Genomic DNA, 21,712 nt, shown 5'->3' with positions numbered 1-21,712 from the left:
GTCCTCGGTTCTCAGTTCAGCAGGAGGCTCAGCCCCCCGACGGTGTACGTGATCATCAGCGCCAGCAGGGGCAGTTGTCCGGCCACGGCCCGGGCCGGCGGGAAGAGCCGCACGGACCGGTCGTGCGCGGCGACGACCCCGAGGACGTGGCCGGTGACGACGGCGATGACCTGGAGGGCGGCGAGACCGCCGGGATCCAGAGGTGGGGTCGGAGCGGGAGCCGGATCAACACCCCCCGCGATGATTACCGTGCGTGACGTTTCGGTGACGAACAGGGAGAAATAGTGGGCCGTGAGGTAACCGAGAGCGATGGGAAGGAGGGAGTGGGCGAAGGCGGTCAGGGGACCCGGTAGCGGACCGGAGACCAGGCGGGTGGCCGCCGCACAGAGGCAGTAGAGCGTGGCGACGAGGGCGACGGAGCCGAGGAGTCCGAGCGTGGCCGCGGGGGTGCGGCCGAGAGGGGAAGTCTGCATGGTGTTGATCCACGAGGGGTTGTCGGAGAAGCCGTCATAGGCGGTCGAACCGAGCAGGACGCAGACGGTGGCGACGAGTCCGGGCCGCTCGGGCGTCGCGTCGAGTCCGTGGAAGGGGTTGCGCAGGACGAGGCGGCCGTCGTCCCGACGGCCGAGGGGGGAGAAGCGGGCCAGCAGGGTGGAGTAGGCCTCGAAGGGGTCGCCCTCGGCGAACCACGATTCGCCGAAGCGGGCCGCGAGGCCGAGTTGGACGGTGACGAAGACGACGAGTGCGGTCAGAAGGGCGGTGCGCGAGGCGGGGTCCGGGGAGACGAGTTCGAGCCAGGTGAAACCGAAGAGGCCGATGGCGGCGGGCCAGAGGCCGAGCCAGGAGGGAAGGGGATGAGGAGCCGGCCCGGGGCCGCGGCCGGAGGTCGCGGTGCGGTCGGCGGTCGCGGTGCGGTCGGCGGTCGCGGTGCGGTCGGCGGTCGCGGTGCGGTCGGCGGTCGGGATGGCGCGACGCGGCGGGGTGTCGTGCACGGTCGGACCGCGGCGAGCGGTCGGGTCCCGGCGCAACAGCCGGTGCCACAGCCAGTGCAGGGTGCGCAGCGGGTTGAGCAGGCTCCAGATGGGGCCCAGGAGGAGGGAGGCGGGGACGAGCCCGACCCACAACAGGACGTAGACGGCGCCGGGAGCGGGATTGCGGGCGGGGTCGTCGGGACCGAGGAGGAGGTGCAGCAGGACGAAGAGGGCGGCGGCGAGTCCGAGGACGCGCAGCGCGGTCCGGGTGGCCGGCGCGTCGGCCACCCGCTGGACGGCGGTGGGCAGTGGACGACCGGAGCGCGCCCCCTGGAAGCGGGAGGTGGACCAGAGGAGGCCGAGTGCGAGGAAGGAGACGAGGAGTGCGGTGAAGGCGCCGGCGAAGGCGTAGAACGGCGAGATGGGCAGGTCGTGCTGCGATCCGATGCCGTGGGCGAGGGTGGTGAGCGGATCGGCGGCGGGTTGAGCAGGGAGGTGATCGGTGAGGCGATCGGCGAGGTGATCGCCGACCCGATCGGCGAGGTGATCGGGTCGGCGATCGGCGAGAGCACTCCGTAGTCCGTTCGGAGCGGAGATCATCGGACGAGGAGCTGGGTCAGGACGAGGTCGGATTCGTGGGTCTCGACCTCGAAGAGACCCGTGCGGTCGACCGTCAGGACCAAAACCGCTTCCTGGCCGGCGGGCAGCGGCAGTTCCTTGTCGTAGCCGTGGACGTGCAAAGTGTCCGCCCGGTCGCTGGTGACGCGCAGGGCGACCCGCTCGCCCCGCTTCAACTCCGTGCGACCGGGGGCGGGGGTCACCTTGCCGCCGCGGACGGCGACGGTGACCGTCCGGTCGGCCGCGGCGGCCGGGTCCGGGGCCGGCGCCTTGGCCGGCGGCGCGGACGGGGCCGCGGTGCCGGGAGTGGAGTGGTCGTGGCCCGCCGGGCCGGGCGCGGACGCGGTGAGCGGGACCGCGGCCTCCACGGCCTTGCCGTCGACCGCCCAGGCCGTGTGGTCGTCCGCGTAGAGCCGGACGGTCAGGGTGTGGGCGCCCTCGGGCACCTGGGTGGCGGACAGGTGGTACCAGGGGCCGTACAACCGGGCCAGTTTGTGCCCGTCGAGCAGCAGGTGGGCATGGCCCCCACCAGCGAGGGCGGCGCCGCCCACGCTGTCGGGGGTGAAGCGGAAGTTGCCCACCTCCAGCTGGAGGTTCCAGCCGTCCTCGCTGTCGGGGCGGAGGGAGAGCTTCACCTCCGGCGCTCCCTGCGCCGGGACTTGGCGCAGGCGGTGGCCCGCCTCGTCCTGGGCTGCCAGCAGGGTGCCGACGCTGCCCGAGGCCTGCTGGTGGGTGGTGCCGGGTTTGTGGTGGGTCGTGGCCCGCCCACCGCACCCGGCCGCACCCGCCGCGGCGAGCAGGAGCAGCGCCGCGCAGGCCGCTGCCCCGCGAACCCGCCCGGTCCGGGGGCGGGGTCGGGGGCTGGGGCCGGAGCTCGGCGGCCCGGGCGGCGTCGGCCGCTCCCCCGCACTCACGCGACGCCGTCCGAGGTGGGGAGCGAGGTGGAAGCCGGGGCGGGTTCGTGATCGCCGCGACCCGGACCGTCGGCGGCGCCGTCACCGTCACTCCCGTCGTCGCCGGCGGCGGGGGGAACGGGGACGGCGGGGTCGGGGTTCGGTCCGGGGCGGGCGGAGGCGATCACGGCCCACAGCACCCATACGAGCGCCACCAGGGCGCGGATCCACGCCGGGCTGAGCGGGATCCACGGAATCATCAGCACGGCCTTGTCGAAGGCGTCCAGCAGGGTCAGTGCGCCGAGCAGCAGCGTCAGCCGCGCCAGCCAGGGGCGGTCGGGGCGCAGTGCGACCCCGGTACCCGTCCACCACAACCCGAGGAGGAGCAGCGCGAAAGCCGGGACGGAGGTGCTGGTCAGCGCCATCGTCGACCCGGCGACGTCCAGGGCGAGCCCGGCCAGACCGAGCAGGGCGCAGAGCGTGCCGAGCCGCGATCCGCGCAGTCGCCGCCACCACAACACCCCGCCCACCAGGGCCAGTACGACCGCGACGGCCAGCGCGATCTGGGTCTCCACCCGCTCCAGGCCCCGGGCGCCGTACCAGTCGCACCCGGCCGGGAGCTTGCGCGCCTGGACGTTGTAGTCGGCGCACACGAGCAGTTGGGCCAGCTTGACCGGTTCGCCCGCCAACCGGGCCGAGCCGCCCGACACCGCTCCGCGCGCGTCGCCGCACTGCGGGAGGGTGCCCGGGGTGGAGCCGTCGGGTCCGTCCTGCCAGCAGTTCCCCGTGCCCTGGCCGTCCCACCACACGTCCGCGCCGTTGGGGCGGGAGGCTCCGGACTTGTCCTTGCCCAGGACGTTTCCGGCGTAGCGGTTGTGGTGCGAGGTGTCGGCCTGCTTGCTCCAGGCCGACTCGCCCCGGATGAAGGCGGGGACGGCGCTCAGGAAGAAGCCGGCGCGGCGGTGTCCGTACACCCAGTTGTTCTCGTACACGTTCCAGTTGCCGCCCGCGGTGATGATGCCGGTGCCCGGCGGCATGGAGATCTGCGGACAGACCACGCCCTGTTCGTAGCCGCGGTCGACGGGTGCTTTGGCGCAGGTGCCGTCGGCGACGTAGGGGTAGAAGTCCTCGTTGTTGTCGTGGATCAGGTTCCGCTCGAACAGGGCGTGGTTCTGCGGGAGTCCGGGGTGACCGGGGAAGGCGCTGTCCATCGAGGCGCCGCCCATGTTGGCGTCGAACTCGTTGTCGTGCACCCACACCGAGTCGCCCGCGGTGCCGGAGTACCCGACCATGTTGTGGTGGCTGCGACAGCCGGTGATCTCGATGGAGTGGCGAGGGACGTCGTAGCCGCGGCCGTCGTTGATGTTGGAGGCGCTGCCGGGGTAGATGCCGGAGTCGCCGTTGCCGTAGGACTCGCAGTTCTTGTACAGGCCGTGGTCGCTGGCGAAGGTGAGGAAGCCGTACTCGTCGTTCCACCGGGTCAGCACGTCGTCGATGACGAAGCCGTCGCCCGCCAGGACGTACAGCGAGTTGAAGGTGGTGCGCTGCGCGGTGAAGTTGCGGAAGTAGATCCCGTCGGACTTGTCGGCCCGGATGGCGTTCAGCTTCTGGTACTTGGCGTCGATGACGACGTCCTGACGGGACGCCCCGGTGCCCTCGATCTGCAGGTTCTTCTTGCCGAGGATGGCCACGAGGTTCTGGTTGTGGCGGCACTGCACCTGCTGCTCGTAGGACAGGATCTGGTAGCCCAGTGCGGAGTTGGAGGCCTTCAGAGCCGCACACGCGCCGGTCGGCTTGGGCAGGGAGGGCTCTTCCTCGTACAGGCCGGGCAGGATCGCGATGTTCATCCCGGGGCGGTCCACGGCGTCCACGGCCGCCTGGAGGTCGCGGTAGCCGCTCTTCTCGCACCGGTCGTACAGGGCGAGGTTGCGCTGTCTGAGCGGTTCGGGGAATCCGGCGGTCCGGCGTTCGAAGTCGGGGCGGCCGGTCTTGCAGACGAGGAGGTCGGGTTCGCCCGTGCGGTACTGCGGCACGCTTCCGGAGCCGTCGGGCAGGGTGACCGGTCGCTCCTCGTGGGCCTGCGCGGCGGGCGCGGCCGCGAAGAGGACCAGGAGCGAGAGGAGGGCGGTGAGGGCGGCGAGGAGAGCCGCCGGAACGGCAGGGAGCCTGCGGATCCACGACATGCGCGTGAGAGTAGAGCAATGTTCATGTTTTTGGATCCCCCACGTCCGCACGAATTCGACCCCCGGACCGGCGAGCGAAGGGTTGGCGAGCGGCCGGCGGATGCCCGTTGACGTCGGGGCCGCGGAATCCTACTGTCAACCATAGGATTCCTTCTACGGAGCGGGAGCAGCCATGAGCGAGCAGGCCAGGAAGACGGCGGAGGGGTTGGAGTACCTCACCGGCTTCGGCAACGAGCACAGCTCGGAGGCGGTTCCCGGCGCCTTGCCGATCGGCCGAAACTCGCCCCAGCGGGCCGGGCTCGGCCTCTACGCCGAGCAGCTGAGCGGCAGCGCCTTCACCGAGCCGCGCCCCCACAACCACCGCTCCTGGCTCTACCGCATCCGCCCCTCGGCCGCGCACCCGCCCTTCACCCGCATCGACAACGGCGCCCTGCGCACCGCTCCCTTCACCGAGTCCGTCCCGGACCCCAACCGGCTGCGCTGGAACCCGCTGCCCGCCCCGGCCCCCGGCACCGACTTCGTGTCCGGGCTGTGGACCCTCGGGGGCAACGGCGACGCCACGCAGCGCACCGGCATGGCCATCCACCTCTACGCCGCCGACACCTCGATGACGGACCGGGTCTTCAGTGACTCAGACGGCGAGCTACTGATCGTCCCGGAGCAGGGCGGGCTGCTGCTGCGCACCGAGTTCGGCCTGCTCAGCGCTCGCCCCGGCGAGATCGCGCTGATCCCGCGCGGGATCCGCTTCCGCGTGGAGCTGCTCGACGCCACCGCCCGCGGTTACGTCTGCGAGAACTACGGCCGCCCCTTCGAGCTGCCCCACCTGGGCCCGATCGGGGCCAACGGCCTCGCCGCGGCCCGCGACTTCCAGGCCCCGGTGGCGGCGTACGAGGACGAGGACCGGCCGGTCGAGGTGGTCAACAAGTTCTGCGGCAACCTCTGGACCGCCACCTACGACCACTCCCCGCTCGACGTGGTCGCCTGGCACGGCTCGCACGTCCCCTACGTCTACGACCTGCACCGTTTCAACGTCCTGGGCAGCATCAGCTACGACCACCCCGACCCCTCGATCTTCACCGTCCTCACCGCGCCCTCCGACACCCCGGGCCTGGCGGGCGTCGACTTCGTGGTCTTCGCCCCGCGCTGGCTGGTCGGCGAGGACACCTTCCGGCCGCCCTACTTCCACCGGAACGTGATGAGCGAGTACATGGGCCTGATCGAAGGGGCCTACGACGCCAAGGCGGAGGGTTTCGTCCCGGGCGGCGGGTCCCTGCACAACATGATGTCCGCGCACGGCCCGGACCGGGAGACCTTCGACCGCGCGAGCGCCGCCGAGCTGAAGCCGCAGAAGATCGAGGACGGCCTGGCCTTCATGTTCGAGACCCGCTGGCCGGTCACCGCCACCGCGCAGGCGGCCGAAGCCGAGCACCTCCAGCGCGGCTACGACGACGTATGGCAGGGGCTGGAACGACACTTCCGCGCCTAACATCGCAGCACACCGCCCTGCCCACCCGTTCGGAGAACCGCCCGTGACCGCCTTCGCACCCGACTCCCTGGTACTGAACCGGAAACTGCCGCTCTGGTACCAGGTGTCGCAGTCACTGCGCGCCTCGATACTCGGCCGCACCCCGGAGGCGACCCTGCGCCTGCCCACCGAGGAGCAGCTCGCCGAGCACTACGGGGTGAGCGTGCTGACCATGCGCCAGGCCCTCAAGGAGCTGGAGCAGGAGGGCCTGATCAGCCGGCACCGGCGGCGCGGCACGTTCATCGAGCCGGGGGCGCGGCGCAGCGCTCCGGTGCGGCTGCTGGGCTCGGTCGACGCGATCGTGGCCCAGCAGTCGGGCGAGCGCACGACGATCCTCGACCGCACCCGGACGCGGGTGCCCGGGGAGCTGCTGGAGTACTTCCCCGACCTCGCGGAAGTGGTGACGTACCGCCGGCTGCGGCACGACGGGGAGAGCGGCGAGCCGACGAACTGGGCCGAGAACGCGGTCCGTCCGGAGCTGGCCGAGGCGGTGGACCTGGCCGATCTGGAGCGGTGGCCGATGACCAAGGTGCTGCGCGACGTGGTGGGCGTGCGGATCAGCCGGATCACGGACACCGTCGAGGCGCGGCTCGCGGATCCGGCCACCGCCGAGCTGCTCCAGGTGCCGCTGCTCAGCCCGATCCTGCACTACACCGGGGTGACCTACGACGAGGACGGGCAGGTGGTGGACGTGGCCCGGATCCGCTACCGCGGTGACCGCTTCTCGTTCACGGTGACGATGGACGCGCACTAGCGGCACCGGCGGCGCTGGCGGCTCCGTCGGCACCAGCGGGTGAACCTGTGCGGCGGATGGCGGCGGGGCCGCGGGCAGCGGTGGCCGTCCGCCGGGACGCCGCCCAGGATCGGCTGGGAGGCGACCCCGAGCGACGGGAAGGGCGGCAGTCGATGCGGCAGGGAGACCAGGACGAGCGGCACGAGCGGGACGAGCAGCACGAGCGGGACGGCGTCGTGCTGGGCCTGATGGGTACCGCTCAGCCGGAGCGGCGCCGCGGGGCCTCGCACCTGCGGGCCGCGATCCGGCGGACGAACCTGCTGCCCGCCTTCCTGGTGCTCACGGTCATGATGGTGGCGCTGTGGCTGGCGGGCATGCCGTTCCTCCAGGCCCTGACGATTTCGACCGCGGTGAAGGTCGCCCTGGTGCTGCTCGAACTCCGCCGGCTGCCCGATCCCGAAGCCTGATCGCGGCCACAGCTCCCGGGGCTCAGCGCTCAGTGCTCAGCGCTCACGTCACCAGGTGCAGGGACGTTCCCGCGATGCCCACCCGTACGCTCTGGCCCCAGGTCAGCTCCAGGGCGTCGGCCTCCATCCCGTCGCCGAAGACCACGATCCGGTCCGACTCCACGGTCAGCCGCAGCTCCTGCCCCCGCTCCAGCTCACCGGCCACCCTCGTGGTTCCGGTCGTGGGAGAGGGCCAGGCCTCGCGCACGAACCACAGGAGGCGCGGGTCGCCCGGCCCGGGCAACCCCCCGGGGCTGCCGCGGTCCAGCCAGAGGGAACGCAGCCAGCCGGTGGCTCCCGTACCGGTGCCCACCACCACCCCGGACGACGCCTGCGACTCGCCCTCACCCGCTCCCGCGCCCTCACCCTCGCCCGACGCGCCGTCGGAGCCCAGGCGGTAGCGGGCCGTCTGGTGCCCGGACGAGCCCAGGTAGATCTCGTTCAGCGCGCGCAGGCGCTGGGTGTCGTCGGCGACGGCCTCGACCATGGTCAGCTCGTCCGTCCGTCCGCCGCCGGCGGTCGCCGCGCGCAGCAGGGCGGCCGTGTCGGTGCTGCGGTGCCGGACCAGGACCCCGGGGTTGCGCCCGGGGTCGGTGTCGATGCCCACCACGGGCTGCCCGCCGAGGTACTTCGCGGTGTTCGCGACCAGGCCGTCCTGGCCGACCACGACCACCACGTCCTGCGGCGCGAAGAGGAACCGGTCCAGGTCCGCCCGCTCCACCCGGGAGCTGCGCCAGGTGAGCGGCACCGCCGCCGCCACCTCCCGCAGCGCCTGCTGGTTGCGGTCGTGGCGGCGGACCACCTCGTCGATCGACCGGCCCCGGCTGGAGAGGAAGAAGGCGGCCTGCCCGTGCGTACCGTGCCGGGCGAGCAGCTCCTCGTACTCGGTCCTGCGGTGCACGAGCACCGCCCGCGGGGCCAGGCTCACGCGTCCGCTCCGCCGTCCGGACGTCCGAGCTTGCTGAGGAGCCCGGTGAGGACGTCGGGAGAGAGCGTGATGTTCTCGATCCGCGGCAGGTTCTCCGCGAGCCGGGTCGCCGCCAGGGCGTGCAGGGTGCCCGGGGCGACCTCGTCGTGCACGTGCAGCCAGGCGGCCTGCGCGTCGGCGCGCGCCGCGCCCGTCTCCCGCGCCGCCTCGGCTTCCGCGCGGGCCATGCGCACCTTGCGGTCGGCCTCGGTTCCGGTCCGGATGCCGTCGGCCGCCGCCTTCTCCTCGGCCTCACGGCGGGCGTTGGTGCCGCGCTGGTCGATCAACTGCTCCTCGCGGCGGGCCAGTTCGATCTGGCTGGCCAGCTCGTTCTCGGCGATGGCCCGCTCGCGCTCGACGGCGACGGCCCGCCGTTCGTAGGTGGCCCGGTCCGCCTCCTGCTGGATCTGCTCGCGGGCCGGGGTGCGCAGGGCGCGCTCCACCTCGACCTCGGGGCGGATCGCCACGACCCGCACGGCCACCACCTCGATGCCGGTGGCCGGGAGCCTGGGCTCGGCGGCGAGACCGGTGGCGACCCGCTCCCGCACGGAGGCGACGCCGTCCACCAGGGCGACGGCCAGCGGGGTTCGGGCCAGTACGTCCAGCGCGTGCTGCTGCGCGGTCTCGGTCAGCAGGGTGGCGATCTGCTCCAGGGGTGCGCCGCGCCAGCTTCCGGTGTCCGGGTCGACGGAGAAGTCGAGCCGGTCCGCGGCCTCGGCCGGGTCGCTGATCCGGTAGGTGACGGTGGCCTGCACGGCGACGTCCTGGAAGTCGGACGTCCTGGCATGGAAGGCCATGGCCAACTCCCGGTCGTCGACGGGCACTTCGGAGAGCGCCGCGGACAGCGACCGGTACCAGAAGCTGAGCCCCCGCCCGTCGTGGGCGAGGTGTCCGCGCTTGTGGTGCCGGATGTGGGCGGTGGGCGCGGAGCGCAGGTGGCGCCAACCGAAGCGCCGGGTGATGTCGGCCATGACGGACCCCCTAATTTCGTCATCCCGACGATAAAGGGGTCGCCCCCATATCGTCAAGAGGACGAGAAGGGAGAACTCCGACCATATTCGGGTGTGTGCGCCGACCGTGGACCGGGCCCACACCCCCTAGCATCGGATGCTGTGAGCGAAGACGTACCTCAGCCGGTCGTGCCGCCGACCGCGCCGCCCCCGGCCGCGCCCCTGTTGGACGAGCTGCTCCCCTGGTCCGTGGGTGGGATGCGGCTCGGGCGGGACTGGGTGGCCGCGCCCGATCCCGGCTCGTTGCGGGCCCGTTGGGCGGCGGTGACCGGCGCCGAAGGTGCCGAGCGGGAGCGGCTGTTCCGGCCGAGCCGCTCGCGCGGGCCCGCCTCCGGTGCGGCCGCGCTGCCCGGCCAGCGGTCGGCCACGGGGCGCTTCGGACGGGAGCCCGGCGCCTGCCCCGACCCCGTCCGGGTGCTGTACGAACCCTTCGACGAGCAGTGGTTGCTGCCCGACCAGCGGCTGATCGACCTGGCCCGCCCCGAGCTGTGGCGGGTCCTGGACGAGCACCAGCTCTTCCTCGTGGAGCCGCCCGGGCTGGCGTCCCCGCTGGTCACCGCGCACCTTCCGGCGGGGCGGCTCGGCCGGATCCGCCCGCTGCACCGCCGCCCCGGGGGCGCCGAGCCCAATCTGGCGCCGGGGCTGTTGCCGCTGCTGGGCGAGCTCTACCGCGGCTGGGTGACCCCGGAGGACGTCCTGTGCTGGGTCCTCGCGGCGGCCCGACCGGGCCCGCGGGGCGACGAGGTCCCGCTCCCCGCCGATCCGGAGCGGTGGCGGGCCGGGCTGGAGCTGGGGCAGCGGCTGCTGACCGTCCAGCTGCGCGGGGCCCGCGGGGGTGAGCCGCCCCGACTGCCGGGCGGGCGCCGCCCGTACGTCCGCTCGGCGGTGACGGGGTGGCCCGGCGAACTGGCGTACGACGAGGAGGGCGAGAGCCTGCTGCTGGGCGCCGGGAGCATCGCACCCGTCCCGGCCGCGGCGTGGACGTACGAGGCGGGCGGGGTGCGCGTGCTGGAGCGGTGGTTCGCCGCCCGCTGCGCGCACCGGGCGCCGCAGGCGCAGGGCCTGGACGCGCTGGGCCCCGCCGAGTGGCCGCAGACCTGGACCTCGGAGCTGCTGGCCCTCGTCACCACCGTGAGCCTGCTCGCCGAGCTGGCCACGGAGCGGGCCATCTTCGAACCGGGGCCCGCGCTCCCGGCGGAGCGGCTGCGCACGGCCGGGGTGCTGCCACCGCCCCGCTGGGCGCGCCGCCCGGCCTCGGTCCTGAGCCACCAGGAGGAGGGACCGGAGGGCCAGTTCGCGCTCCCGTTCTAGGCCCCGTCGCCACGGTGCCACGCGGGTCGGGAACGGGCCGCGGCCTGCGGTGGACGACCTCGGGGGGTGACAGACCGGGAGCGGGACGGTAGGACCGGGGCATGAACTCGAGCCACCAGCCACTCCCCCTCGACGGGATCACCGTCGTCGCCGTCGAGCAGGCCGTCTCCGCGCCCTTCGCCACCCGGCAGCTCGCCGACCTCGGGGCCCGCGTGATCAAGGTCGAGCGGCCCGACGGCGGGGACTTCGCCCGCGGTTACGACACCGCCGCGCACGGGCTGGCCTCGCACTTCGTGTGGGCCAACCGCGGCAAGGAGTCGATCGCGCTGGACCTGAAGGACCCGCGCGGCCTGGACGCCCTGCACGGCCTGCTCGCCGACGCGGACGTCTTCGTACAGAACCTCGCCCAGGGAGCCGCCGCCCGGCTCGGGCTGGACGCCGCCGCACTGTGCGCGCGCTACCCGCGGCTGGTCGCCGTGGACGTCTCGGGCTACGGCGCGCAGGGACCGTACGCGCACAAGCGGGCCTACGACATGCTCGTGCAGTGCGAGGCGGGCCTGGTCTCGGTCACCGGCACCCCCGACCGGCCGGTCAAGGCGGGCATCCCGGCCGCCGACATCGCGGCGGCCATGTACGCCTTCTCCGGGGTCCTCGCGGCCCTGCTGCGGCGCGGCACGACCGGGCGCGGCGGTCCGGTGGAGGTCTCGATGCTGGACGCGCTCGCCGAGTGGATGGGCCACCCCCTGCACCTGACCATGCACGGCGGAGAGGAACCGGCCCGGACCGGTCTGGCGCACGCCGTGATCGCGCCGTACGACGCCTACGCCACGGCCGACGGGGACCGGGTCCTGCTGTCGGTGCAGAACGACCGCGAGTGGCGGCGGCTCGCCGAACAGGTGCTGGAGCGACCGGAGTTGGCGGAGGATCCGGCGTACGCGACGAACGCCGCGCGCACCGCGAACCGGGAGAAGACCGATGCGGTGGTCGCCGAGGCGCTGGGCCGGTACGGGGCGACCGAGGCGCTCGCGCGGCTGGAGGCGGCCGGGATCGCCTGCGCACGGCTGAACTCGGTGGCCCGGCTGGCCGGGCACCCCCAGCTGGCGGCGCGGGACCGCTGGCGGGAGATCGCCTCACCGGCGGGTCCGCTGCGGGCGCTGCTGCCGCCGATCGGACTGCCGGGTGGCGCGGAACCGCGGATGGGTGCGGTTCCCGCGCTCGGCGAGCACACCGGCGCCTTGCTGCGCGCCCTGGGGATGACGGACGCGCAGATCACGGCACTGCGCCGGGACGGTGTGATCGCCTGAGGCCGGGGACGGGAGCGATCGGGGAGACGCTCTGGACGCGGATACGGACGCGGGTACGGACGCCGGGTACGGAAGCGGATCCGGGTGCCGCCGCAACGGCCCTGGATCCGGAACCGGTTACGAGCGCCGGCTGCCGAAGAGCGTACGACGCAGCCGTCGCAGCGGCGCGAAGAGCGAGACGCGCGCGCTCCGGCTCCGCTGTACGTGCGTGTGGTCGCGCGACGTCAGCTCACGCATCAGCAGCGTCGCCTCGGCGGCGTCACCGTGCGGCACGGCGGGTCCGCCGAGCACCGCGAGGTGACGGTCGAGGCGCGAACTGGTCGCACCGCTCCCGCAGGTGATGGCAGGCACGCGGGGCGGCCTGCTGCGCATAGCTATCTGTTCCATGTCTCTCCCCACCCGTACGAAGGCACCCGGCCCGGGCAGGTTAACCCTATCGCCCTCGCGTGGCAGTCGGGTATCCCGGTCGCGTGAATTACCCCTGTAGTGGTGGGTAGTTGACGATTACTCAGCGCAGTTGACCGTTACTCTCCGAAGTGACCCGGCGTCACGGGGCTGCCGCGGGGCCCTCCGACGGATCCGACGGCCGCGCGAGAGTGCGATGCGGAGAGTTGCGGCGCGACGGGCGTCACACCGGGAACGATCGGTTAACTTGGAGTGATCACCCCGTTACCCGGATGAGGGGGCTCGCGTGAGCGGAGAGCCGAGCGGCGACGAACGCGTGGTCGCGGGACGGTACCGGCTGCTGGGCCCGCTGGGCCAGGGCGGCATGGGCCTCGTCTGGCGGGCCAGGGACGAGGTCCTGGGCCGCGAGGTCGCTGTGAAGGAGGTCCGGGCCCCGGCCGGTATGGACGAGGCCGACGTGCAGCGGATGTACGCGCGCCTGGAGCGCGAGGCGTGGGCCTCGGCCCGGGTCACGCACCGCGGGGTGGTCACCGTCTACGACGTGGCCACCGACGGCGGGCGGCCCTGGATCGTGATGGAGCTGGTGCGCGGGCTCTCGCTCGCGGAGGTGCTGGAGGCCGACGGCCCGCTGCCCCCGCAGCGGGCCGCGCACATCGGCGAGCAGGTGCTGTCGGCGCTGCGCTCCGCGCACGAGGCGGGCGTGCTGCACCGTGACGTGAAGCCGGGGAACGTGCTGATCGCCAACGACGGCCGGGTGCTGCTCAGCGATTTCGGCATCGCCCGGCTGGAGGGCTCCTCGGCGATCACGATGACCGGCGAGGTGATCGGCTCCCCCGAGTACCTGGCGCCGGAGGCGGCGCTGGGCACCGCGCCCGGGCCCGCCTCCGACCTCTGGTCGCTGGGCGTGATGCTCTACGCGGCGGTCGAGGGGCACACCCCCTTCCGCCAGGACACCCCGGTCGCCACGCTGCAGGCCGTGGTGGAAAGGGAGCTGCCTCCGCCGCGCCGCGCCGGGGCGTTGGCGCCCGTACTGGAGGGGCTGCTGCGCAAGGACCCGGCCCTGCGCCTCTCCGCGCCGGAGGCGGCGCGGATGCTGCGGGTGGTGGGTGCGGGCGGCGCCGTACGGGCGGAGGGCGGACCGGTGTCGGGCCCCGATGCGCCGACCACGACCGCGCGCCACGGCGACGGCCCGGGTCGCGGACATGAGCAAGGGCGCGGGCCGGCCATCGGCCCGGATCGGGACTCGGGGCCGTACGGGACGCCCACGCCCCCGGCGCCCACGCTCGGGTCCGGCTACGGGCCCGCTGCGGACTCGCCCCGCACCGGTCGGGCCGGTCTGGTGCTCACCGCCGGAATCGTGCTCCTGCTGCTGGCGCTGGCCGTGCTGGGCTGGCTGCTGCTCAAGGACCGTACGGGCGGGGACGCGGGCGACGGCGGTGCGACGGCCGGGCCGGGCAGTTCGCTGAGCGCCTCCCCCGCCGGCTCCGCGACGCCCTCGACCACTCCTTCGCCCAGCCCGTCGCCGAGCGGGTCGGCCACGCCGGACCAGAAGGTCACGGTGTCGGTGCGCGCGGTGCGCGATCGGTACGCGGGCCCCTGCCCGCCGCCCGAGGAGTCCGCGCCCGCCTTCACCGCGTCCCTGGAGGTGGTCCGTACGCCGGTGGTCGTGGAGTACCGCTGGACCACCCGCAGCGGGGTGAGCTCCGCGCCGGACTGGCAGGCCGTCACCTTCGAGGCGGGCGGGCCCACCGTCCGGGAGCTGTCCTTCACCGAGCTGAGCCACCGCCCCGGTGCGACGCTGGACGACGCGGTGCGGCTGGAGGTGCGGCGGCCGGGCACGCTCGTCTCCGATTGGGTGAACTTCTCCGTCAGGTGCGCGGCGCCGACCCCGTCGGGCGGGACCTCCTCTCCCGGCACGTCCGGCACCTCCGGTACGTCCGGTTCGTCCGGCGCGCCGAGCCCGTCGTCCAGCCCGGGCCCGACGCCGTGATGATGCCGGTTCCTCAGGCCGCGCTGGTGAAGACCGGGAGGTAGCCGCCGGACTGTCCGGCGGCGGTCGGGTGGTAGGACTCGCCGATGTTGGCCCAGTTGAGACTGTGCAGCCACTCGCTGCCCGAGCAGATCTCGTGCCCGGTGAAGGCGCTGGTCACCGAGGCGAAGCTGAAGCCGTGGTTGGCGGCGCGCTTGGCGAGCGCGGCGTTGAGGTAGTCGGCCGCGCCGTCGATCGCGGACCGCTTGCCCTCGGACAGGCCGGCGATGCAGCTGCCGCCCAGCTTGTAGAAGCGGGGGTAGCCGAGGATCACCACGTGCGCGTTGGGCGCGCGCGAGGCCACCGCGTCGTACACGGCGTCGAGTTTGCCGGGGAGGGTGGAGTCGACGTACGCCTTGGCCTGGTTGACGCGGTTGATGCAGTTGGTCTCGGACTGGAGCACACAGGTCGTCATGACGTCGGAGAAGCCGGCGTCATTGCCCCCGACGGTGAGGCTGACGAGGTCGGTCCCGGTGTTGAGCGGGGCGAGCTGGTTGGCCCGGACGTCGTCCGTCCGGGCGCCCGAGCAGGCGGTGAAGGAGAAGGTCTGGGGTGCGTGCGCGGCGGCCCAGAGGGCTGGGTAGGCCCTGCTGGTGCGCTTGCAATCGCCGCTGGAGCTGTCGTAGTTCCCGGATCCGACGCCGGAGGAGTACGAGTCGCCGAGGGCGACGTAGCCGAAGTCCGCCTGGGCGGCGGAGGCCTGTCCGGCGCCGAACAGCGCGGCGCCCGCGGCGAGGAGGAGCGAGGAGGTTAATGCGGCAAACCGTGACAATCTCATGTACGGCTCCTTGTGGGGGTTTCGTCTCGGTTCCGTGGTACAAGGAGCGGGGCCTGTCTGGAAGTGTTCATGCCAAGAATGTTCGGGGTGGAGTTCCGGCCGGAATCTTCACCCCGGTTGCGTTTGAAGAGGGAACCCGCGCACCCGTTCCGGCGAAACACGGGTGCACGGGGCCACTTCGTGCCGGATCATGGGCGCCATGCCAGCCAACCCTCATGACGCGCTGCCGATCCGGCTCAACGTCGACGACAGCGACTCCCCGTCGGACGTCGTCGACGCACTGTTCCTCGGCCGGTTCGCGTCGGGCGAGCAGCCGTACTCGCACAGCGTTTCCATCGAGCGGGTGAAGGCGGGGGCCACCCTGGTCCCGCCCGCCGCCACCGTGTTGCGCTCGGCCCGCGACTCCGACCGCAGCGCCACCCTCGCCGAGGGCGAGGGGTGGACCATGCTCGTCTCGCGCTGGAGCCGGGGCGCGGACGTCACCGTGACGGCGGTCAGCGACGAACTGGCCTCCAGCGTGCTCGGCGAGGCCACCGAGGGCGTCCAGGACGAGCCCGAACCGCAGCCCGAGAACGTCACCATGGGGTTCTGGTACGTCTCCCCGCGCCGCGGCCCGTACCGGACGACCCGCCAGATCGCCGCCGGCACCTGGCCCGAGGTGCGGCCCAACTACACCGCGCCCGTGGCCGGTGCGCTCGACCGGCTGATGAAGGTGACCCCGGACGACATCGCGGGGCGGTTGCTGCTGCTCCACGGGCCGCCCGGGACCGGCAAGACCTCCGCGCTGCGCACGCTCGCCCGGTCCTGGCGCGACTGGTGCCAGGTGGACTGCGTCCTCGACCCCGAGCGGCTGTTCAACGACGTCGGCTACCTGATGGACATCGCCATCGGCGAGGACGAGGGCACGGCCAAGGGCCGCTGGCGACTGCTGCTGCTGGAGGACTGCGACGAGCTGATCCGCGGCGAGGCCCGGCACACCGCCGGGCAGGCGCTGTCACGGCTGCTGAACCTGACGGACGGTCTGCTGGGCCAGGGCCGCAACGTCCTGGTCGGCGTCACCACCAACGAGGACCTGGAGCGGCTGCACCCCGCCGTGGTCCGGCCCGGGCGTTGCCTGGCCCGGATCGAGGTCGACCGGCTGACCCACCGCGAGGCCGTGGAGTGGCTCGGCACCGACGAGGGGGTGCCGCGCGAGGGGGCGACCCTGGCCGAGCTGTTCGCGCTCCGGCGCGGCGCGGGCCCGGCGTCCCTGCTGCCGCCCCAGGGTCACGGGGCGGACGCGGGGCTGTACCTGTAGGGGCAGGGCGTGTTCACCTGATGGGCCTCTCCCTGGACGCCGGAGTGCCTACCTCGCCATCGCTGGGCGTCGTGATCGACGTACAGCGGGGGCGTGGTCGGCCTGCGATCGGCCGTCAGGCTCCGTACCGCGCCTGCAGGGCCGCCGCGGCGGCGGCTTCGGCCGCCTCGCGGGTCAGGCCCAGCCGGTGGGCGCGCTCCGCGTAGGCCTGGGCGGCCGTCGCGGCCTCGCGGTCGGCCGTGCCGCCCTCGGCGGCGATGAAGGTGCCGTTGCGGCCGCGGGTCTCGATCACCCCGTCCGCCTCCAGTGCCCGGTAGGCCTTGGCGACCGTGTTCGCGGCCAGGCCCAGCTCCTCCGCCAGCCCGCGCACCGTCGGCAGTTTGAAGCCGGCCGGCAGCCGCCCCGAGCGCGCCTGCCCGGAGATCTGCGCGCGCAACTGTTCGTAGGGGGCGGCCGCACCGGCCGAGCCGTCAAGGGCGAGCTTCAGGTTCGTCGAGGTCACGGGCCCGATTGTCGCCCATCCCCCGGCCGTTCCCCGGCCACCGGCGGGAAATTCGGAGGCGGGCGCCGCGAGGACGAACGTAGCGTCGGAGCATGACCGTTCTGATTCGTGACCTGCGCCCCGGCGACGTGGCGGATGCCGAAGCCGTCGTCCGCGTCCGCCGGGCCGCGCTCCCCTACATGATCACGACCGCCGAGGGCGTCGCCTTCGAACTCGCCTCCGCCCACCCCGACCGGCACTACCGCCTGCTGGTCGCCGAGACGCCCGACGGCACGGTGGTGGGCAGCGCCCAGGTGGGGATCGCGCACGACAGTCCCGAGCCGGGTCAGGCCTTCCTGAACGCGTACGTCGACCCCGCGCACCGGGGTCTGGGTGCGGGCGGCCCGCTCGTGCGCGCGGCGGAGCGGCACCTCGCGGAGCGGGGTGCCACCGACGTGTTCGCCTGGGTCCTGGACGAGCCCGCCCACCGGTCCTTCGCCGAGCGGCGCGGGTACTGGGCCAGTCGCTCCGCCCACTTCCTGCGCCTGGACCTCACCACCGCGGCCCTGCCGGAGCTGCCCGCCGCCCTGCCCCCCGGGGTCGACCTGCACCCGGCCGCCGCCTTCGCGGCCGACCCGCGACCGCTGTTCGAGGCCGACGCCGAGGCCTCCTCGGACGAACCGGGGGACGTGCCCACGGACATGGACGACTACGAGGACTGGCTGCGGCACATCTGGCGCGCCCCCGCCCTCGACCGGGAGCTGAGCACGGTCGTCCTCGTCGACGGTGAGGTGGCGGCCTTCACCGCGGCCCACACCGACGGCGCCACCCGCTACGCCTCGGCGATGACCGGCACCCGGCGCGCCTTCCGCGGCCGGGGGCTGGCCAAGCTGGCCAAGGCCGCTTCCCTGCACCGGGCCCGGGCGGCGGGCTACACGCAGGCGTTCACGGGCAACGACAGCGAGAACGCCCCGATGCTCGCGGTCAACAAGGGCTTCGGCTACGAGATCTGCGCCGGCGAGGTCCGCTACGCGAAGCGGGTGTCCGCGCCGGATCCCGACGGCGCGCGGGTGCTGCCGAGGACGCTCACGGTGACCCTGGTCAAGGCCGGCGTGACCAAGATCCGCTATCCCGCCGACCTGCTCGCCGACACCGGCACCCGGGTGTCCGTACGCGCCCCGTGGGCGGCCCCGGGCGTCCGCGACTTCGGCTTCGTCCGCTTCGAGCCGGGCGACGTGTTCACGGAGCACTTCTGGCGGGACCGCTGGTACGCCGTCAAGGAGGTCCGCAGCGGCGCGGGCGTCCTCAAGGGCTGGTACTGCGACATCACCCGGCCCGCGGTGGTCCGGGGCGGGGAGGTCGTGGTGGAGGACCTCGACCTGGACCTGTGGGTCTCGGCGGACGGGTCGCGGGTGATCCGCCTGGACGAGGACGAGTTCGCGGACAGCGGCCTGGCGGAGCGGGACCCGGGGGCGGCGGCGCAGGCCGTCGCGGCCCTCGACGCCCTGGAGCGGCAGGCCCGCTCGACGGCGGGCCTGAGAGCGCTGCTCGCCTGACCCCAACGGCCCCGGGCCCCGGCGCCATCCCGCACCTCCTCACGGAGGTGCGGGATAGCGGTACCTGCGTTCACGTGCGACAGATCTGCCCGTGACCGCGGGTACCGCTCGCTCCTCACGTCAGGAGACCTGCATGGTGTTCGCGTTCCAGGTCGGCTGGCCCCCGGACCAGTTCCTCACGAAGCGTCGGGCCGGAAACATCAGGTGCCGGGTGACCGGCTCCAGGATGCCGGGGTCGCGCTCCCTGCGGGCCTTCGCCAACAGGGCCAGTGACAGCGGATACCTCACCCGCTGCGCGTACACCTCGTCGAGCAGTTCCACGAGCCCCGTGCACACGTAGGTCAGACCGGTGAGGGCGTGGCCCTCGGCTAGGAATCCGCGGCTGGACTGTTCCTCGTACAGCTTCCGGAAGGCCCTGTCGCAGCGGGCGGCGCCGCACTGGTTCCAGTAGGCCACGAAGCGGTCGTCCAGTCGGGGTATGTCGAGGTTCACGAGGGTGTCCATGGGGTCACCCAGCATCACGGCGAGATCGGCGAGGGCCTGGTGGGCCCGCTCGTACTGGCGCGCGTTGGCGTCGCTGCCGCCCATGGCGTCGAAGATCCATGCGGCGGGCGAGAGGGGGCCCAGCGAGTTGGGGATGCCCGCCGTATCGAGCATGACGGACAGGACGTTGCTGTGCGCCGCGTCGGGCGGACCCGCGGCGCGGCGGGATTGCGCACTCGCCAGCACCCGGATGTCAGCCGCGCCCGTGTACAGGCACAGGGCCCAGCCCGCCGCGGAGTTCTGCATCTGCCTCGAGGCGATGCGTTGCAGACCGCTCAGCGAGTCGAAGTGCGCCCGCACGGGATCGGCGTACGCGTTCGCCCGCTCCCGGTCGCTCGGCAGGGCGGGCAGGTAGTGGATGTTCGCCACGAGCCACGCCAGGGAGAAGCTGTGGCCTGTTCCGGCGTCCGCCTCTCGGGGGAGGTTCTCTTCGGCGACGTCCTGGAAGGCCGCCCAGGCCGCCTCCGGGTAGGGCCCCGAGGGCGACAGGAGCTCGCGGAGTTCCCCCGACGCCGTGGAGATGTAGCTGTCGATCGCGAGCTTCATGAGCAGCCGCATGGCCGTGACGTTGATCTTCACGACGTCGAGCCGGCGGGCCATGAACTCGACGAGCGTCCGGAGCCCGACGCCCTCCGCCGTCTGTCCGCGTTCCAGGAGCCTGGTGACGACACGGCTGCTCCCGCTGACCCACTTCTCGTCCGCCAGGTTCATGCAGATCTGGGCGAGGACCTCCCATCGGCCGCCCGTCAGCTCGGGCAGGAGCCGGTCGGCCAGCAGTTCGGGCGTCCCGCTGTTCCGCGTCAGGTGAAGGGCGGCGAAGTACTCCTGGAGGCTCTGGTGGGTGAAGCCGAAGATTCCCGAACCGTCCGGCTCCGTTCCCAGCTCCGTGAAGATCCAAGCGCGCCCGCGGCACAGGTTGACGAGGTCTTCGGCCAGGCGGCGCGCCTCCTCGTGGGCGGGCACGGACTCGTCGGACATGGCGGCCGAGGCAACCGACTTCACATCGGATTCCGGCATTCCGGCCAGCCATTGGGGGTCGGTGATCGACCTGTAGGCCAGCGCGGCGAGGGTGTGCCGTACGGTGTCGAGATCCGTTTCGCTGTTGACCGGAAGGCCTTGGAAGTTGTCCCAGTCGGCCAGGAGCAGTTCCGCGCACTTCTTGTACAGCTGCGCCCGGCTCCGCGGGATGAAGCGGTGCCCCCGGTACAGCACGCAGATGTAGGCCAGCAGGAGCGGATTGCAGCGCAGGTCCGGGATGCTCGCGCTCTCCCGCATGAAGGTCTCCGCCACGTGGCCGGGTGGTTCCGGCAGGCGCGCCCCCACCGAGAACCACTTGGACACGTACTCGCGGACCTCACCGTCCTGCAGGACGCGCCCGTCGTCGAAGGGGCGTATGCGGTACTCGTGGAAGGTCGCGGGATTCAGTTTCGCCGAGCTGTACCCCACGATGCGGGACGTGGCGAGGATGCGGGACAACGGGTACAAGCGGCTGGCGGTTTCGATGATCTCGGAAGACCGTCGGCGCACGCTCTCCGATTGCACCTCGTCCAGGCCGTCGAACACGAGCAGTGCGGACCCTTCGAGGAGCAGCTCCTCGACGAGCCCTTCCGGCACCCTGATCTGGTACCGGTGGGACAACTGCTCTTCCACGACCTTCACCAACGAGAAGCCCGCCGCGGTGAAGTCGACCTCGCGCATGACCACGTAGAAGGGGATCGACCGGCCCTGCTGGAACAGCAGTGACGCGGATACGGCGCTGCTCGTCGACTTCCCGGCCCCGGGGTCGCCCAGGAGTACGGTCCGGTCGATGGAATCGACGAAGTCGTCGAAGGACGTGCGGTCCGCCGCCTGTCCGTCGACCAGCTGCGGCTTGACGAAGATCTTGCTGTAGTGGATCCGGCGGCGGTTGCCGAGGTCCGGCAGCGCTATTTCCTCGTGCAGGGAGAACGCCTTGCGGTAGCGCTGGGTCCATTGCGCCCGGTCCTCGATCGTCAGCCTGTGCGGACGGGCCAGGACGGCGAGGTACGACTCGATGGAATCCGCGGTGGCCCGCGCCAGCGTGGCGTGCGCCCAGTCGATCGCGTTCGTTTCGTCCTTCAGCGCCGCACGGAGTTCTCCGACCAGCTCCTCGCACTTGCGGTGCAGATGAACGAAGAGGAGTTCCGAGTAGTTGTTCACGGCGGCGACGTCGGCGTTCGGGAACTGCTGCCTGAAGAAGTCCCGCAGGGCGAACTTCACCTTCGTCGCCGCCCTCAGGTCCCCGTCGAGGATCTCAATGGCCATCAGCTGCTGGGAAAGCGCCCGGAATTCCGGGGTCGCTATGCAGCCGAGCACTTCGCGGTTGCTCACCCCGCGGGGGAGGTCGTTCAGCAGGGCGGTGGGGGAAACGGTCCGACGGTCCGGGTCGGCTATCCGGGCCAGGGCATCGGCGAGGCTCCCCCTGGCCCGTCCCCGGCGGGCCAGTTCGCGTTGCACACGGCCGATGAGCGGCCTCGCGACCACTCCTGCCAGCCGTCCCGCGATGGCTGCTTCGATGCTCAAGCGTCCCCCTGCGACCACGACAGCGCGACCGCTGCCCCTCGACCGTGGCTGACAGTCTCCG

17 protein-coding genes and 1 pseudogene are annotated in these 21,712 nt (G+C 72.8%); 9 read left to right on the top strand and 9 right to left on the bottom strand.

From position 1 onward, the window contains the following. Window positions 1–11: 11 nt before the first annotated feature. The 3 genes from ACZ4UB_RS29665 to ACZ4UB_RS29655 all read right to left on the bottom strand — a co-directional run bounded on the left by ACZ4UB_RS29665 (window position 12) and on the right by ACZ4UB_RS29655 (window position 4,665). A complete protein-coding gene (locus ACZ4UB_RS29665; RefSeq protein WP_468074832.1) occupies window positions 12–1,571 on the bottom strand; it encodes a hypothetical protein in 1,560 nt (519 codons plus the stop codon). Then, window positions 1,568–2,389: a cupredoxin domain-containing protein gene (locus ACZ4UB_RS29660; protein WP_468074911.1), complete on the bottom strand. Its 822-nt coding sequence runs from the start codon at window positions 2,387–2,389 to the stop codon at window positions 1,568–1,570. Before ACZ4UB_RS29660 ends, ACZ4UB_RS29665 begins: the two co-directional genes overlap by 4 nt. 110 nt (window positions 2,390–2,499) lie before the next feature. Beyond that, window positions 2,500–4,665: a right-handed parallel beta-helix repeat-containing protein gene (locus ACZ4UB_RS29655; RefSeq protein ID WP_468074830.1), complete on the bottom strand. Its 2,166-nt coding sequence runs from the start codon at window positions 4,663–4,665 to the stop codon at window positions 2,500–2,502. Window positions 4,666–4,837: 172 nt separating this feature from the next. On the opposite strand from ACZ4UB_RS29655, the gene hmgA reads away from it, so the two are divergent. From hmgA to ACZ4UB_RS29640, 3 genes are all read left to right on the top strand, one after another. After that, window positions 4,838–6,151, top strand: coding sequence for a homogentisate 1,2-dioxygenase (hmgA, locus tag ACZ4UB_RS29650; protein WP_468074828.1), 1,314 nt, complete (start codon window positions 4,838–4,840; stop codon window positions 6,149–6,151). A 43-nt stretch (window positions 6,152–6,194) separates the two neighbouring features. Next, window positions 6,195–6,944 (top strand): GntR family transcriptional regulator, encoded by a 750-nt coding sequence (locus tag ACZ4UB_RS29645; protein WP_468074826.1) that lies wholly within the window; start codon window positions 6,195–6,197, stop codon window positions 6,942–6,944. A gap of 152 nt (window positions 6,945–7,096) precedes the next feature. Then, complete coding sequence (locus ACZ4UB_RS29640; protein WP_468074824.1) at window positions 7,097–7,390, top strand: hypothetical protein; 294 nt, start codon at window positions 7,097–7,099, stop codon at window positions 7,388–7,390. A 43-nt stretch (window positions 7,391–7,433) separates the two neighbouring features. Here the strand turns inward: ACZ4UB_RS29640 and ACZ4UB_RS29635 are convergent, their stop codons facing one another. Then, complete coding sequence (locus tag ACZ4UB_RS29635; protein ID WP_468074822.1) at window positions 7,434–8,357, bottom strand: hypothetical protein; 924 nt, start codon at window positions 8,355–8,357, stop codon at window positions 7,434–7,436. Further along, window positions 8,354–9,367, bottom strand: a complete 1,014-nt coding sequence (locus ACZ4UB_RS29630) for an SPFH domain-containing protein (protein WP_354384393.1) — start codon at window positions 9,365–9,367, stop codon at window positions 8,354–8,356. Before ACZ4UB_RS29630 ends, ACZ4UB_RS29635 begins: the two co-directional genes overlap by 4 nt. 141 nt (window positions 9,368–9,508) lie before the next feature. Here ACZ4UB_RS29630 and ACZ4UB_RS29625 point away from each other — a divergent pair, with 141 nt between their 5' ends. Then, the gene (locus ACZ4UB_RS29625; protein WP_468074820.1) at window positions 9,509–10,717 is read left to right on the top strand and encodes a type ISP restriction/modification enzyme; all 1,209 of its coding nucleotides are present in this window, start codon (window positions 9,509–9,511) and stop codon (window positions 10,715–10,717) included. A gap of 101 nt (window positions 10,718–10,818) precedes the next feature. Beyond that, window positions 10,819–12,021: a CaiB/BaiF CoA transferase family protein gene (locus ACZ4UB_RS29620; protein ID WP_468074819.1), complete on the top strand. Its 1,203-nt coding sequence runs from the start codon at window positions 10,819–10,821 to the stop codon at window positions 12,019–12,021. A 117-nt stretch (window positions 12,022–12,138) separates the two neighbouring features. Here ACZ4UB_RS29620 and ACZ4UB_RS29615 read toward each other — a convergent pair whose 3' ends face one another. Further along, on the bottom strand, window positions 12,139–12,408 hold the full coding sequence (locus ACZ4UB_RS29615) for a hypothetical protein (protein ID WP_354384390.1): 270 nt from the start codon (window positions 12,406–12,408) through the stop codon (window positions 12,139–12,141). A gap of 304 nt (window positions 12,409–12,712) precedes the next feature. Between ACZ4UB_RS29615 and ACZ4UB_RS29610 the strand changes: the two genes are divergently transcribed. Further along, entirely contained in the window at window positions 12,713–14,416 is a 1,704-nt protein-coding gene (locus tag ACZ4UB_RS29610; protein WP_468074818.1) for a serine/threonine-protein kinase, read from the top strand. 13 nt (window positions 14,417–14,429) lie between these two features. On the opposite strand, the gene ACZ4UB_RS29605 is transcribed toward ACZ4UB_RS29610, so the two are convergent. Further along, window positions 14,430–15,233, bottom strand: coding sequence for an SGNH/GDSL hydrolase family protein (locus tag ACZ4UB_RS29605; RefSeq protein ID WP_468074816.1), 804 nt, complete (start codon window positions 15,231–15,233; stop codon window positions 14,430–14,432). Between the two features lie 199 nt (window positions 15,234–15,432). On the opposite strand from ACZ4UB_RS29605, the gene ACZ4UB_RS29600 reads away from it, so the two are divergent. After that, window positions 15,433–16,530: a DUF5925 domain-containing protein gene (locus ACZ4UB_RS29600; RefSeq protein WP_354384387.1), complete on the top strand. Its 1,098-nt coding sequence runs from the start codon at window positions 15,433–15,435 to the stop codon at window positions 16,528–16,530. A gap of 115 nt (window positions 16,531–16,645) precedes the next feature. Here ACZ4UB_RS29600 and ACZ4UB_RS29595 read toward each other — a convergent pair whose 3' ends face one another. Next, window positions 16,646–17,032 (bottom strand): GntR family transcriptional regulator, encoded by a 387-nt coding sequence (locus ACZ4UB_RS29595; protein ID WP_468074814.1) that lies wholly within the window; start codon window positions 17,030–17,032, stop codon window positions 16,646–16,648. A gap of 92 nt (window positions 17,033–17,124) precedes the next feature. Between ACZ4UB_RS29595 and ACZ4UB_RS29590 the strand changes: the two are divergent. Both ACZ4UB_RS29590 and ACZ4UB_RS29585 read left to right on the top strand, forming a co-directional pair. Continuing rightward, window positions 17,125–18,054, top strand: a pseudogene (locus tag ACZ4UB_RS29590) (GNAT family N-acetyltransferase); the annotation flags it as partial. Then, on the top strand, window positions 18,052–18,567 hold the full coding sequence (locus ACZ4UB_RS29585) for a ribonuclease FAU-1 family protein (protein WP_468074909.1): 516 nt from the start codon (window positions 18,052–18,054) through the stop codon (window positions 18,565–18,567). The pseudogene ACZ4UB_RS29590 and the gene ACZ4UB_RS29585, both read left to right, overlap by 3 nt. A gap of 120 nt (window positions 18,568–18,687) precedes the next feature. On the opposite strand, the gene ACZ4UB_RS29580 is transcribed toward ACZ4UB_RS29585, so the two are convergent. Further along, window positions 18,688–21,651, bottom strand: a complete 2,964-nt coding sequence (locus tag ACZ4UB_RS29580) for an NACHT domain-containing protein (RefSeq protein WP_468074812.1) — start codon at window positions 21,649–21,651, stop codon at window positions 18,688–18,690. Window positions 21,652–21,712: the final 61 nt, after the last annotated feature.

The sequence above is a fragment of the Streptomyces sp. NPDC028419 genome, from assembly GCF_055565515.1.
The sequence above is the reverse complement of the archived record's forward strand: the minus strand, read 5'-3'. Positions and strand labels throughout refer to the sequence as shown.

Excerpts from the sequence above, each read along its gene's own strand:
- ACZ4UB_RS29665 (WP_468074832.1), bottom strand. The coding sequence starts at position 1,571 with ATGATCTCCGCTCCGAACGGACTACGGAGTGCTCTCGCCGATCGCCGA.
- ACZ4UB_RS29655 (WP_468074830.1), bottom strand. The coding sequence starts at position 4,665 with ATGTCGTGGATCCGCAGGCTCCCTGCCGTTCCGGCGGCTCTCCTCGCC.
- hmgA (WP_468074828.1), top strand. The coding sequence starts at position 4,838 with ATGAGCGAGCAGGCCAGGAAGACGGCGGAGGGGTTGGAGTACCTCACC.
- ACZ4UB_RS29640 (WP_468074824.1), top strand. The coding sequence starts at position 7,097 with ATGCGGCAGGGAGACCAGGACGAGCGGCACGAGCGGGACGAGCAGCAC.
- ACZ4UB_RS29630 (WP_354384393.1), bottom strand. The coding sequence starts at position 9,367 with ATGGCCGACATCACCCGGCGCTTCGGTTGGCGCCACCTGCGCTCCGCG.
- ACZ4UB_RS29620 (WP_468074819.1), top strand. The coding sequence starts at position 10,819 with ATGAACTCGAGCCACCAGCCACTCCCCCTCGACGGGATCACCGTCGTC.
- ACZ4UB_RS29615 (WP_354384390.1), bottom strand. The coding sequence starts at position 12,408 with ATGGAACAGATAGCTATGCGCAGCAGGCCGCCCCGCGTGCCTGCCATC.
- ACZ4UB_RS29605 (WP_468074816.1), bottom strand. The coding sequence starts at position 15,233 with ATGAGATTGTCACGGTTTGCCGCATTAACCTCCTCGCTCCTCCTCGCC.
- ACZ4UB_RS29600 (WP_354384387.1), top strand. The coding sequence starts at position 15,433 with ATGCCAGCCAACCCTCATGACGCGCTGCCGATCCGGCTCAACGTCGAC.